The sequence below is a fragment of the Pseudidiomarina xizangensis genome (assembly GCF_052541995.1).
In genome coordinates, this window is the sequence record NZ_JBOBQA010000005.1 from 21,795 (window position 1) to 34,119 (window position 12,325).

The 12,325-nt window shown below is 51.5% G+C and carries 14 protein-coding genes and 1 riboswitch; of the genes, 8 read left to right on the forward strand and 6 right to left on the reverse strand.

Annotated elements, in window-relative coordinates:
• Window positions 1-16: 16 nt before the first annotated feature.
• On the reverse strand, window positions 17-376 hold the full coding sequence (locus ACQ5ES_RS10480; RefSeq protein ID WP_445016590.1) for a diacylglycerol kinase: 360 nt from the start codon (window positions 374-376) through the stop codon (window positions 17-19).
• A gap of 72 nt (window positions 377-448) precedes the next feature.
• Between ACQ5ES_RS10480 and ACQ5ES_RS10485 the strand changes: the two genes are divergently transcribed.
• Window positions 449-1,429 (forward strand): hypothetical protein, encoded by a 981-nt coding sequence (locus ACQ5ES_RS10485; RefSeq protein ID WP_445016592.1) that lies wholly within the window; start codon window positions 449-451, stop codon window positions 1,427-1,429.
• Between the two features lie 12 nt (window positions 1,430-1,441).
• Complete coding sequence (locus ACQ5ES_RS10490) at window positions 1,442-2,260, forward strand: mechanosensitive ion channel family protein (RefSeq protein ID WP_445016594.1); 819 nt, start codon at window positions 1,442-1,444, stop codon at window positions 2,258-2,260.
• Here the strand turns inward: ACQ5ES_RS10490 and ACQ5ES_RS10495 are convergent.
• From ACQ5ES_RS10495 to ACQ5ES_RS10505, 3 genes are read right to left on the reverse strand one after another with little or no spacing between them, the layout of a single operon-like run.
• A complete protein-coding gene (locus ACQ5ES_RS10495; protein WP_445016596.1) occupies window positions 2,208-3,266 on the reverse strand; it encodes a malonyl CoA-ACP transacylase in 1,059 nt (352 codons plus the stop codon). The two genes, ACQ5ES_RS10490 and ACQ5ES_RS10495, sit on opposite strands and share 53 nt — an antisense overlap.
• The gene (locus ACQ5ES_RS10500) at window positions 3,263-5,467 is read right to left on the reverse strand and encodes a thiamine pyrophosphate-dependent enzyme (protein WP_445016598.1); all 2,205 of its coding nucleotides are present in this window, start codon (window positions 5,465-5,467) and stop codon (window positions 3,263-3,265) included. The genes ACQ5ES_RS10495 and ACQ5ES_RS10500 overlap by 4 nt, the downstream gene beginning before the upstream one ends.
• Before the next feature lie 33 nt (window positions 5,468-5,500).
• The gene (locus tag ACQ5ES_RS10505) at window positions 5,501-6,679 is read right to left on the reverse strand and encodes an acyl-CoA dehydrogenase (RefSeq protein ID WP_445016600.1); all 1,179 of its coding nucleotides are present in this window, start codon (window positions 6,677-6,679) and stop codon (window positions 5,501-5,503) included.
• A gap of 178 nt (window positions 6,680-6,857) precedes the next feature.
• Between ACQ5ES_RS10505 and ACQ5ES_RS10510 the strand changes: the two genes are divergently transcribed.
• Window positions 6,858-7,709, forward strand: a complete 852-nt coding sequence (locus tag ACQ5ES_RS10510; RefSeq protein WP_445016602.1) for a LysR family transcriptional regulator — start codon at window positions 6,858-6,860, stop codon at window positions 7,707-7,709.
• Here the strand turns inward: ACQ5ES_RS10510 and ACQ5ES_RS10515 are convergent.
• Both ACQ5ES_RS10515 and trhP read right to left on the reverse strand, forming a co-directional pair.
• A complete protein-coding gene (locus ACQ5ES_RS10515) occupies window positions 7,706-7,909 on the reverse strand; it encodes a 4Fe-4S binding protein (protein WP_445016604.1) in 204 nt (67 codons plus the stop codon). The genes ACQ5ES_RS10510 and ACQ5ES_RS10515 overlap by 4 nt on opposite strands.
• Complete coding sequence (trhP, locus tag ACQ5ES_RS10520) at window positions 7,893-9,233, reverse strand: prephenate-dependent tRNA uridine(34) hydroxylase TrhP (protein ID WP_445016606.1); 1,341 nt, start codon at window positions 9,231-9,233, stop codon at window positions 7,893-7,895. Before trhP ends, ACQ5ES_RS10515 begins: the two co-directional genes overlap by 17 nt.
• A gap of 182 nt (window positions 9,234-9,415) precedes the next feature.
• A riboswitch (molybdenum cofactor riboswitch) is annotated at window positions 9,416-9,554 on the forward strand.
• Between trhP and moaA the strand changes: the two genes are divergently transcribed.
• From moaA to ACQ5ES_RS10545, 5 genes are all read left to right on the forward strand, one after another.
• Entirely contained in the window at window positions 9,544-10,515 is a 972-nt protein-coding gene (moaA, locus tag ACQ5ES_RS10525; RefSeq protein WP_445016608.1) for a GTP 3',8-cyclase MoaA, read from the forward strand. It overlaps the preceding riboswitch by 11 nt.
• A gap of 4 nt (window positions 10,516-10,519) precedes the next feature.
• Entirely contained in the window at window positions 10,520-11,059 is a 540-nt protein-coding gene (gene mobA, locus ACQ5ES_RS10530) for a molybdenum cofactor guanylyltransferase (RefSeq protein WP_445016610.1), read from the forward strand.
• Window positions 11,056-11,577 carry a molybdopterin-binding protein gene (locus ACQ5ES_RS10535; protein WP_445016612.1) on the forward strand — a complete coding sequence of 174 codons (522 nt, stop codon included), beginning with the start codon at window positions 11,056-11,058 and terminating at the stop codon, window positions 11,575-11,577. The genes mobA and ACQ5ES_RS10535 overlap by 4 nt, the downstream gene beginning before the upstream one ends.
• Window positions 11,578-11,586: 9 nt before the next feature.
• Window positions 11,587-12,084, forward strand: a complete 498-nt coding sequence (moaC, locus tag ACQ5ES_RS10540; protein WP_445016614.1) for a cyclic pyranopterin monophosphate synthase MoaC — start codon at window positions 11,587-11,589, stop codon at window positions 12,082-12,084.
• Window positions 12,077-12,325 (forward strand): MoaD/ThiS family protein, encoded by a 249-nt coding sequence (locus ACQ5ES_RS10545; protein WP_445016616.1) that lies wholly within the window; start codon window positions 12,077-12,079, stop codon window positions 12,323-12,325. Before moaC ends, ACQ5ES_RS10545 begins: the two co-directional genes overlap by 8 nt.

Here is a 12,325-nt window from a genome sequence, read left to right on the forward strand (position 1 = left end):
TTTGTCACGCAAGGCACTAAGTAAGCAACACCAGTAACCAGGTCGCGGCGATGCTAATCAGCGAAAACATGACAGCGGTGGAAGCGATATCTTTCGCCTTGCCGCTGAGCTCATGGAGCTCGGGACTGATTCTATCCACGGTGGCCTCAATGGCGGAGTTCAACAACTCTACAATTAGCAAGAGTAGTACTGGCAGTATGAGTACTGCGCGTTCAACACCGGTGTCGCCGAACCAAAGTGCTAAGGGAATCAGCACCACGGCAAGCAGGCAGTCTTGTCGAACGGCCGCTTCGGACTGCAGTGCGAAACGTAACCCGCGTAACGAGTTGCCGGTCGCGCGGACAATGCGCATTAATCCCTTTTGTGGCGGTTTCATGGATTCTCTTTTCGTTTCAGCCAGATGGTGTACAGTGTAATACAAGATCAGACTTAAGGATGGCTTAACTTTATGGCCGATAATAACCATTGGCAACTGATTCCGCTAAATGAGTTTGAACGCCCTGCCGCCCCGGCAAGTACGGTGATTCAGCGAGCATGGTCCCATGTACGCAAACTGTTTATTGCCGAAGTAGATGACAATGTTAATCCCGACGAACAAGACTTCCCGCATTATCGTGAGTTTGCGTTAGAACCTGCGGTCGCGGCGGTGAACGCTGCTTGGCAAGACAACGATGAGCCGCCAGCGGTTCGATTTGTAGTAAGTCCACCATTTAGCGGTAGCGGCGCCATTTTACGCGAATGGGCGAAGCAACATGGGTATCAGCAACTTGAACCCCCGACCACTGAACAGATGAAAAATGCCGATACCAATGTTTGGTGGGAACACCAAAGTTGTGAGCGCTGGCTGTTGGATGAGTTTTCTTCTTTTTGGCTGCGTACCACTGATCACATGCAGTTTATGCGAGCTTTATTACCGCGATTATTGCGCGGTGAATTAGGTTCCGGAGTGGTAGTCGTTGATAGTTGGACCTTTGCGTTTCTCAAGCGGGCCTGGCCATTGAGTCTGCCTCACTGCTACTGTTTCGCTGCAGCTACGCCAGAGTTATTTAATCAAACCGGTATTCATTGCAGTGAAAAACGACTTCGCAAACTTGCTGCCCGAGCGCGCGGTAACCTTGGCGTTGCATTGGCTTTATGGGCGGTAGAACAGGACGAAGAGCGCAGCTTCCCGCGACTGCCTGGTGAAGCTGACGATGCAACGGCCTTTATTTTGTACAGCTTGTTATTGCATCACGGATTACGCGGTGAAAATTTGCAACGGGTGCTACCTATGCTGGCGCCTGAACAGCTTGATGTGCAGTTACTGCGGTTACAACAGAATGGTGTGATCGAGCCCGATGACGACAAAATTTGGCGACTAACAGTGTATGCCTATATTGAGGCTCGCGAGTTTCTGGCTGCGCGCGGCTATTGGCTTGACGAGTTTTAGCGAGGTCTAAGCGTGAATACAGAAAAAATTCTCGGTCTGTTTAAAGAAATCACCAGTGCCGTATTGATTGAAATCGGCTTAGTCTTTGTCGTAGCAACAGCGATTGTACTCGCCAGCCAGCGCGTGCTGCCATGGCTTGCAGCGCATTTGCATGGCAAGCAGCGTCTGTTTGTTCTGGCGATGGTGCCGACGATTCGTGTGATTGTGTTTATCATTGCGTTTTTGTGGGTTGTGCCGATGGTTATTAACCCCAGCATGCAAAATATGATTGCGATTCTGGGCGTGGCAGGCTTAGCCATAGGTTTCGCGCTGAAGGACTATGTGAGCAGTTTAATTGCCGGTATCGTGGCAGTTTACGAGTTACCTTACCGCCCTGGTGACTGGATTGAAGTGGAAGGTACCTACGGCGAGGTCAAGCATATTGGCATGCGCGCAGTCGAGATCGTAACTCCCGATGATACGATCGTCTTCATTCCTCACCTCAAGCTGTGGACCAGTTTGATTTTTAACGCCAATAATGGCGGTCCCAGTTTAATGTGTGTGGTTGATTTTTATCTGCATCCGGAACACGACGCTAATCGTGTAAAACACTTGTTGGAAGATGTTGCCTTGACCAGTCCTTATGTGCAGCTCGCCAAGCCGATACTGGTGATCGCTAAAGAAGAGCCTTGGGGTACACATTACCGACTTAAGGCATATCCCATTGACCCACGGCAGCAGTTTCAGTTTATGACGGATTTAACCGCGCGCGGCAAAACTTGCCTACGCGCGGCATCCATTAGGTTTGCACAGCTGTCACCAGAGCACGCTGTTCAGACAGGCCCATACTAAGCACGTAAGGTTGCGCTGTTTTCTGCTGCTCAGTAAAGCTGGTTTTATCTGTCAAACCCTGCCAGCCGATGGCGATCAGAGCTTGTGCAACAGCGCCACCCAGACCACTGCCCGGACCTAACAAAATAATATGGTCGGGCGCGTGTTCCTTAACTGCCACTTGCACAGCTTTGCTGAAGTCATAGGTTTGCGTAACCTGATGGCCAAGGGTGTAGCGCTGTAGCGCGCGTATATCGGTGGTGGGCGTTAACCATTGATAGCCACGGCCATCAACCAAAGGTGTTTGCGGCGCTTGAAATGCTGCGGCAGGCCAGCTTTCTTGTGCTTCGTCAGCGGCCTCAGTCATGATGTTGGTATGAAAAGCAGCATGTCCTGGCAGCACCATAGGGAAGCGCTCATCTGCGGTCGGCAGGGCTTTGACCGCGGCATTACAGGCTGCTTCAGTACCGGCTAAGACGGCGTAACCACCATAGTTTATCGAGCGCATAAGCGCGCCAGGATGGGCGGCGATTTGCTCTTCTACCAGGGCGATGCGTTGGGCATCAGGACGCCATTCGCTATCGACGATAGGATAGATAAATTGCGCTCCGGCGCCGCCCGCAGTTAACTGCGCCATGCTGGTGACTAAACGTATACTGGTGTCGAGTGACCAGGCCTGCGCGCAGGCCATAGCGGTGTACCAGCCCATTGAGTTACCAGTAATGGCAACCACATCATACTGCTCGCGATCAATACTCAAGAAATCCAGATAGCCAGCAGCGTAGATGAGCGCGGCGGCGTTCTCCGGGCGTTGATGTAATGATGTTTTAAATAGCTTGGCTTGATCGAGTTCGCTTACCGTAGCAAGCCCTAGGGTCTCGCGTTCAGCATCGATGGCGTTCAGTATCGCTTGCAAACTAGCACGCAACTTCGGTGAAGATGCAGCTATATTCGCCGAAATAGAGCCTAACTCAGGTTTGTTGTAAGTGCCGCGGCCGGGGCAGATCACTAATGCGGTTTTCTTCATGATTGACCTCCACTGAGCATCTTCAGAGCTTTTTCGGTGATCCCATTAAACGATGGTAAGACGGTGTAAGCGGCTTTACCTAGGGGAATGAAGCTATCTTCAGCAGTCAGCCGTTGGGTAGTGAAGCGGCCACTGTAATCTTCATGCAAGCACGTTATAAGTTCCTCGCTTAGCGAGCCACGCCGACGACATTCATCAACCACAAGTAGATTTTTACATTGACCAAGAGCCGCTACTATTTTATCGACATGCAGTGGCACTAAGCAGCGAATATCGATCACCCGCACCTTATGGCCAGCAGCAGCAAGCTGCTTTTCGGCTTGTCGGCTTAAATAATAGCCATTGCCGTACGAAATGATCGCCAATTCTTCGCCATCACCATGCACCGCCGGTTCGCCAAGTTCTGGAATTGGTGCGTCGACGTCAGGATACTGACACAACCAACCGGCATCACCTTCTTGATGCAGATCGCGCGCCATATACAGTGCAATAGGTTCGAGCATAATCACTATGCGTTGCTCGACTGCAGCAAGGCGAACCGCTTGGCGCATCAGCAGTGCGCCGTCGGCACCATTTGACGGACAGAGGACAATCACGCCCGGAATGTCACGGAACACTGCGAAGGAGTTGTCATTGTGGAAATGCCCACCGAAGCCGCGCTGATAAGCCAGCCCGGCAATGCGGATAACCATCGGGTTGGTGTACTGCCCGTTAGAGAAAAATGACAGTGTCGCAGCTTCGCCTCGAATTTGGTCTTCGGCGTTATGTACATAAGCCAAAAACTGAATTTCTGGCATGGCAATGAAGCCTTGCTGGGCCATACCAATCGCCAGGCCAAGTATACTTTGCTCGTCGAGCACAGTGTTGAGCACGCGATTCGGGCCAAAGGCTTCCATTAGGTGCTGAGTGACGTGATAGACGCCACCTTTTTTGGCGATATCTTCGCCACACATGACGATGTTGCCATATTGCGCCATTAAATCATGTAGCGACCAGTTTAAAAGTTTTGCCAAATGCTGAGGTTTGCCGACATTGTGCTTGTCCCACTTAAACAATTGCTGGCGCTGGGAATCATCAGGTCGCACAGGCAATGTAGTTGGGTCATTTTGCGGCGGCACGATGGAGCGCATGACATCTTCGGCGTTGGTGAGCTTCGGTTGTTGAGCTGCATGTTGAGCGATACGCGCCATGCGTTGCTGTTGCTGGTGAATATGGGCAACCAGCGTGTCGTGATCAAACAGGCCACGCGCAATGAGCGCAGCGCAACAGTGAAGCAGTGGATCGCGTTCGGCATCACGGCTGATTTCTTGCTTATTGCGATAAGCCACCTCGGCATCTGCACCGGCGTGCCCAAATAAACGGATAGTACGCAAATGCAGCACTGCAGGTTTGCGTTTCTGGCGCACGTAGTCAGCCGCTTGCTGCGCAACCAAATAGGTTTCTGCCAGGTTGCTACCATCGGCGAAAAAGTACTTGAGCGCCGGGCGTTGGCTCAACTGCTGTTGAATCCAACCTTGCGGGGTATGGGTTGAGATACCCAGACCATTGTCTTCACAAACCAATAGGAGTGGCATTGGGATCTGTTGATACGCTGCCCAACTGGCGGAGTTGATGGCACCTAGCGCGGTAGAATGGTTGGCCGAAGCATCGCCGAAGCTACACATGGCAATGGCGTCATGGGGCCAGGTTCCTTGATGTTGCAAGCGCTTAGAAAGACCGATGGCAAATGCGGTGCCCATGGCCTTAGGCACATGCGAAGCTATGGTGCTGGTTTGCGGTGGTACGTTCAGCTCGAGGCTGCCAAGAACTTTGTGACGGCCACCAGATATGGGGTCATCGCTGGAGGCGGCAAAGCTCAGGAGCATTTCATACAAGGGCGTGGTGCCAGGTTTTTGTTTCGCCCGCTGTAAGAAAAATGCCCCACTACGATAATGCAAAAATGCCGGATCCGTGACTCTCAGTGCTTTTGCTACTGCGGCATTGGCTTCATGACCTGAGCTGCCGATGGTGTAAAAGCTTTGTCCCGCCGCCTGCATTAACCGTGACTGTAAATCGAGTAAGCGACTGGCGAGCTGCGAATCAAAAAGTTCGACTAAATCTGCATCGCTAAGTACACCGCCAGCGGCTTGCGCGTGCGGTAATTGTTGTCGTTCAATACGCTGGATAAATTCGCCCAGCCATGGGTGCATTGCTGCAGCCATAAACGCCTCCGTAGATTTGCGTTGCTGGAAAAATTAACAGCTAAAAGCTTGTATACCCGTTTGCGCACGCCCCAAAATCAGTGCGTGCACATCGTGTGTACCTTCATAGGTATTTACCGCTTCAAGATTCATCACGTGACGAATCACGTGATACTCGTCAGCAATACCGTTACCCCCGTGCATGTCGCGTGCGGCCCGGGCGATATCGAGAGCTTTACCACATGAGTTACGTTTAATCAGTGAAATGGTTTCTGGCGGTAGCTGGTCGGCATCCATGAGACGACCTGCCTGCAGACAAGCAAGTAACCCGATGCTGATTTCAGTTTGCATATCTGCCAGCTTTTTTTGTACCAGTTGCGTGGCCGCTAATGGCCGATCAAATTGCTTACGATCTAGGGTGTACTGACGCGCCGCATGCCAACAAAACTCAGCAGCGCCAAGGGCGCCCCAACCGATACCGTAGCGCGCTTTATTCAAGCACCCGAACGGACCTTTAAGACCGCTTACATTAGGTAATAGGGCAGACTCGGGCACTTCAACGTTATCCATGACAATTTCGCCAGTAATTGACGCTCGCAGCGAGAACTTACCGTCAATTTTAGGTGCCGAAAGACCCTTCATACCTTTTTCCAAAATGAAGCCACGGATGTCACCGTCGAGTTTTCCCCACACCACAAATACGTCAGCGATCGGCGAGTTGGTGATCCACATTTTAGTGCCTTTGATAACATAACCGCCCTCGACTTTCTTGGCTGTGGTACGCATCGCTCCGGGGTCCGACCCGGCGTCAGGTTCGGTCAACCCGAAACAGCCGACCCATTCACCACTGGCGAGTTTGGGCAGGTATTTTTGTCGCTGCTCCTCGTTGCCGTAGGCATGAATGGGATGCATAACCAGTGAAGATTGCACGCTCATGGCGCTGCGGTAACCACTATCGACACGCTCAACTTCGCGTGCAATCAGACCGTAGCAAACGTGATTGACTTCGGCACAGCCGTATTTTTCCGGTAAAGTGGCACCGAGCAAGCCCAGTTCACCAAGTTCAGTCATGATCTCGCGGTCAAAGCGCTCCTCGCGGTTTGCTGTCAGCACCCGCGGCATCAGCTTTTCTTGGCAGTACTGGTGGGCGGTATCACGAATCATGCGCTCTTCTTCAGTGAGCATGTCGTTGAGTTGAAAAGGGTCTTGCCAGTCAAAAGGAAAACGTGCCATTACATAACCTCGTTGTTCGTTGTTCGATGTTCGCTATTCGCTGTTGGCTGTTTGTTTAAAACGAACAGCCAACAGCGAACGGCGACCAACGCATTTGTGTTTTTCTGTTTTGCCACTTTACGCTGAAATGACATAAAGTTAAATTATATTAAAATTAGAACAGGTATAGTTTAAAACTATGGATTTACGTCAGCTTCAATATTTCGTCGCAGTTTACGAGCAAGGTAGTATTAGTGCTGCGGCCCGCGCCTGTGCAGTGGCGCAGCCGAGCTTATCGAAAGCCTTACAGCAACTTGAAGACGAGTTACGGGTGAAGCTTTTCATCCGACAGTCCAGAGGGGTTACCCCAACGGAGGATGGTGAGCGCTTGTACGGTCATGCCGGACGAATGCTGAGTCAGATGCAGTCGCTGAAAGCTTCATTTCGGCATAGTGTGACGCGGGTGCAATTCCGGCTTGGCTTAATTCGCGCTCTGGGGGTTGAGCGCATGAGTCAGTTGCTGCGTGACTTCACTGCTGGTGTGGAGGGGCTGGAGTTGCATCTGGTGGAACCTGATGAAGAAGCCGATGCACGCATTATTTCACCGCGGATGCTGAAAGCTGGTGAACAGTTCCTGCCGATCTGGCACGATCGTTTTGTCCTCGCGTTACCTGCTGGTCACCCATTGGCGTTGCAAAGTGAGCTTTCTTTACCGCAGATGCAGGGTGAAGCTCTGATTAAGCGTACCCCATGTGAAGCTTGGTCGAGTTTTTATCCGGAACTGATTCGTCAAGGTATCCAGCCGGATATTCGTGCTGATATCCATACCATCGAGTACGCATTAGGACTGGTTTCTGCCGGTGTGGGCTGTGCACTGGTGCCTGATCTGGAGTCCTTGCATGAACGTCACGATGTGGTGTTGCGGCCAATTGCCGAACTTACGTTGGAGCGAACCATTGGCATGGCTTATCCACGCAGCCATGGTGACAATGTACCGCTGCGTTGGTTGCAACAGGTGTGCCGGCAGACAGCGGCACAAATTGCCAGTTAAGTACTGGTGTCTGCGACTAAGGTCATGCAATCGACGGGGCATACGGGAATACAGGCGGGGTCAGCGTAGAATCCTTCACATTCGGTACACTTTTCGATGTCGACCACATAATGTGCTGCACCCATGATGATGGCCTCGTTTGGGCATTCTGGCACACACATATCACAGTTGATGCAATCACTATCAATTACAACTGGCATGACTAACCTCCTTGATGGCAATGGTTGCCGGAGCGGGTGGTAATTCTTTAATCAGCATGGTGTGGGCTTGGTCACCTGATGCCAGAGCGCAGGGTAGTCGCAGTGCGACTTGATGGCCTGAACCGGGGGCACGGTCGACGGCGTTGCCAGCTTGGTTGTAGAGTTGGCCGGCGGCAAAGCGAACATTGCCCGATGGCTTCATCAGCACCAAAGTATCACCGCTGGAAAATGCATTTTTTACATCGACTAAAGCGCTGCTTCCCGCACTGCCGATGACTGCGCCGACCAAGAGCTGCTCACCCTGACTGTGACTGGTCTGGTAATTCTGCAAGTCACTTGGCACATGGCGCCGTAAAAATCCTTCAGTAAAGCCGCGATTGGCCATGCCATCGAGGTCGGCCAGCAATTGCGGATTAAACGGACGGCCGGCAACCGCATCGTCAATAGCCTGACGATAAACCTGGGCGGTACGGGCGACGTAATAGGGAGACTTGGTACGCCCCTCAATTTTTAACGAATGGATACCCATTTGAGCTAAAGCTGCGACATGCTCCACGCCACGCAAATCTTTCGAGTTCATGATGTAGGTGCCATGAATATCTTCATCCATTAACATCAGTTCGCCAGGTCGTTGCGGTTCCTCAAGTAACACTGGACGGTCAATAGGTTGGAATTGGCCGACCGCGTCCTCCTCGGCATCATGAACCTGATAGGGCCAGCGGCAGGCGTTGGTGCATGCTCCTTGGTTTGGATCGCGTTTGTTGATGTAGCCAGACAGCAAGCAGCGGCCGGAGTAGGCCATGCAAAGTGCGCCATGAACAAACACCTCAAGCTCCATATCCGGACAGTGTTGGCGAATTTCCGCAATCTCTTTTACTTCTAGTTCGCGCGATAAGATGACCCGGCTAATTCCTTGTGTTTGCCAAAACTTCACTGCCGCCCAATTGATGGTGTTGGCTTGCACGGACAGGTGTAACGATTGCTCGGGATAGTGTTCGCGTAACAACATCACAATGCCGGGATCAGAAACAATCAAGGCATCAGGTTTGAGTGCTATGACCGGCGTCATGTCGGCAATAAAGGTTTTGAGCTTGGCGTTATGCGGAGCAATATTCACCACCACATAAAACTTTTTGTGTTGCGCGTGAGCTTCGTCGATGCCAATTGCTAAGTTAGCTAAATCGAAACTGTTGTTGCGCACGCGCAGGCTGTACCGGGGTTGACCAGCGTAGACAGCATCCGCGCCATAGGCGAACGCCATTCGCATGGCGTCTAAACTGCCTGCGGGCGAGAGTAATTCGGGAGCAAAGGTGGTTTTTGACATAGGGCCACTTACTAAACTTGATGCAGCGCAATAAAGGCCGAAAATTCTACCCGTATGGCGGGAAAAAACACTGCCCCGGATCAATAAATGAAAGATCGACAGGCTGCAAAACTAACCCTTTAGGGGTAGAACTCCCCCCTCTTCATGGCAATTACAATAATGCCTTCAGACCACTAGTATTATTCGCACATTCACGCCGAGCGACTGGCTCTAAAGCATGCTTGCATGCCATGACCAGTGTGCCGTGGTTATTGACCACCGGGTTGTTTTGGAAACGAGACAACCTCCCGTACTTGGAAAGGTGTTGACCATGCTAATGGATCGATTTGCTCGCCGCTTCACTTATTTGCGGCTGTCGGTAACGGAAAATTGTAATTTCCGTTGTGACTATTGCCTCCCGAATGGCCCGGATTGTACGTCGCGACAAGCCGAGTTGACGGTACCCGAAATTCGCCGGTTGGTGACCGCGTTTGCCGAACTGGGCACGCGTAAAGTACGTATCACCGGCGGCGAGCCGTGCTTGCGTAAAGACCTGCTCGAAATCATCAAAACCGTCAAGGCTGTGCCTGGCATCGAAGAAGTTGCCATCACGACCAATGGCTACCGTTTGCAACGTGACTTGCCGGCGTGGCGTGAAGCAGGTGTCGATGCGATCAATGTTAGTGTCGATAGCCTCGACCCCAGCACATTCCATTTGGTGACAGGTCAAAATCGTTTGCCCGCCATTCTTGAAGGAATTGATCAAGCCATTGAGCTTGGTATACCGAAAGTGAAAGTGAATACCGTGTTGCTGCGCGGATACAATGGCGGTGCGCTGCCCGAATTCCAGGAGTTTATCCGGCAGCGGGCGGTGAGCTTGCGTTTTATCGAGTTAATGCGGACCAACGATAACGTGGTGTATTACCAACGGCATCACATAAGTGGGCAAAGTATAAAAGAACAGCTATTAAGCGACGCGTGGTCGCTATGCGAAAAAGGCACTACCTCGGGCCCGGCGCAAGAGTTCAAACATCCCGACTATCAAGGCAAGCTTGGTTTGATTATGCCATACAGCCGTGACTTCTGTGACGACTGCAATCGTCTACGCGTGTCGAGTCTAGGTCAACTTTACCTGTGCTTATTTACTGAACATCATCAGGACATGCGTTCCTACTTGCAAACCGATGATGCCGAACCTCTTAAGCGTGCGCTGCAAAGCTTTGTGCTGGAGAAAAAAGCCAGCCACGCGTTACTCGATAACGTGAGCGGTTCGACGCGCCATCTGGCAATGATTGGAGGGTAACGGCATGAGTAGTACTGGGGTTATTGTTGCTGGTGGTGCTTCGCGGCGTATGGGGCAGGATAAAGCATTGTTACAAGTTGCAGGGCAAACTCAGCTGGAGCGCACACAATCGATTCTGCGCGCGGCAGGCTGTGAGCAAATTATTGTAAGCCGCAACGGAGAAGGTTTTATCGCTGATAAGATTGCCGATCGGGGGCCTTTAGGCGGTCTGTTAAGCGTCCTACCGCATTGCAAACATCAAACTTTGGTGCTGGTTCCTATCGATATGCCAATGCTAACTAGTGAGGCATTACAATTTTTACTTGAACAGGGCCCGCCAAGTTACTTCGTTAAAAGTCGCATGCCTTGCGTACTGCCCAATACCCCTTCGTTACGTGATTACCTGACCCTACAGCTTTGCGATGATACCGGTGACCGCTCCGTGCTGGGCATGCTGAATTGGTTGAATGCGCAGGCCCGTGAGTGGCCTTACAGTTACCAACTACAAAATACCAACACACCGCAGCAATGGCAGCGTGCGTTATCGTTTTTAGGAGAGCAATGATGAACGCGAGCAACCATCAGGCATTGCATATTGCCCTGGCGACTATTTCTGACCGTCATACCCCCACCAGTGACGCTACCGGCGACTGGCTTGCAGGTGCAATTGTTCAAGCGGGTCACCATATGTATCAGCGCCAAATCTTAGGTACCGATAAGTATTTGGTACGAGCGGTCGTCTCGCGGTGGATTGCAGAGCCGCAATTGAGTGTCGTGCTGTTAAACGGTAGCACTGGTTTTGCTGAGCATAATGCAGTTCCCGAAGCGATTACGCCGCTACTTGATCAAACGGTTGACGGTTTCGGTGAGTTATTCCGTCAATTGAGTTGGCAGCAAATAGGCAGCTCTGCGATGCAGTCACGCGCCTTTGCGGGATTGGCAAACAACACTTTAGTTTTAGCGGTGCCAGGGTCTGAGTCGGCTGCGCAGTTGGCTTGGGAGCAGTTAATTCAACCGCAACTGGATAGTCAGCAGGGCCCCTGCAATTTTGTCGGACGGTTACTGCGAAGCGGTAAAAATTAAGGAGTCAGCATGGCCAATCAAAGTTTTACCCATTTAGATGAAACCGGCGCAGCGCACATGGTTGATGTCGGAAGTAAATCCCCCTCAACGCGTCAGGCAATTGCCGTTGCAACAGTGCAAACTACACCTGATGTGGTGACAAAAATTGCTGAACAATCAGTTAGAAAAGGCGATGTGCTGGCGGTGTCCAGAATAGCTGGCATCATGGCTGCGAAGCGCACCAGCGAGTTACTACCATTATGTCACCCGTTAGCTTTGACCAAAGTGAGCGTTAATTTTAACTTACTGCCAGAGCAGGGGCAGATTGAACTTAGCGCAACCTGTGCAGTTCAGGGTGTAACCGGTGTTGAAATGGAAGCGCTCACGGCGGTAAGCGTTGCCGCGCTGACGATTCATGATATGTGCAAGGCGATTGATCCACATTTGCAAATAAATGGCATTCAGTTACAAGAAAAAACTGGCGGTAAGCAAGGTCATTGGCAGCGGGAGCATGCGCAACATGGTTAAAGTGAAATTTTTTGCAGCGTTACGCGAACGCTTACAATGCGCTGAAATATCAATCGCTGCACGATCTGGCGAGACCGTTGCTGAAGTACGTGCAAGGTTAATCGAAAAGCACCCATCCTGGCGCCGGGAGTTACTCGAAAATGATGTTCTTTGTGCCAAAAATTTTGCCTTCGTCAACTTACAAGAACCGGTCAATCGCGGCGACGAGTTAGCTTTCTTCCCACCGGTGACCGGAGGCTGA

Coding starts and splice junctions, on each gene's coding strand:
- ACQ5ES_RS10480 (WP_445016590.1), bottom strand. CDS start 376: ATGAAACCGCCACAAAAGGGATTAATGCGCATTGTCCGCGCGACCGGC.
- ACQ5ES_RS10485 (WP_445016592.1), top strand. CDS start 449: ATGGCCGATAATAACCATTGGCAACTGATTCCGCTAAATGAGTTTGAA.
- ACQ5ES_RS10495 (WP_445016596.1), bottom strand. CDS start 3,266: ATGAAGAAAACCGCATTAGTGATCTGCCCCGGCCGCGGCACTTACAAC.
- ACQ5ES_RS10500 (WP_445016598.1), bottom strand. CDS start 5,467: ATGGCTGCAGCAATGCACCCATGGCTGGGCGAATTTATCCAGCGTATT.
- ACQ5ES_RS10505 (WP_445016600.1), bottom strand. CDS start 6,679: ATGGCACGTTTTCCTTTTGACTGGCAAGACCCTTTTCAACTCAACGAC.
- ACQ5ES_RS10510 (WP_445016602.1), top strand. CDS start 6,858: ATGGATTTACGTCAGCTTCAATATTTCGTCGCAGTTTACGAGCAAGGT.
- ACQ5ES_RS10515 (WP_445016604.1), bottom strand. CDS start 7,909: ATGCCAGTTGTAATTGATAGTGATTGCATCAACTGTGATATGTGTGTG.
- trhP (WP_445016606.1), bottom strand. CDS start 9,233: ATGTCAAAAACCACCTTTGCTCCCGAATTACTCTCGCCCGCAGGCAGT.
- moaA (WP_445016608.1), top strand. CDS start 9,544: ATGCTAATGGATCGATTTGCTCGCCGCTTCACTTATTTGCGGCTGTCG.
- mobA (WP_445016610.1), top strand. CDS start 10,520: ATGAGTAGTACTGGGGTTATTGTTGCTGGTGGTGCTTCGCGGCGTATG.
- ACQ5ES_RS10535 (WP_445016612.1), top strand. CDS start 11,056: ATGATGAACGCGAGCAACCATCAGGCATTGCATATTGCCCTGGCGACT.
- moaC (WP_445016614.1), top strand. CDS start 11,587: ATGGCCAATCAAAGTTTTACCCATTTAGATGAAACCGGCGCAGCGCAC.
- ACQ5ES_RS10545 (WP_445016616.1), top strand. CDS start 12,077: ATGGTTAAAGTGAAATTTTTTGCAGCGTTACGCGAACGCTTACAATGC.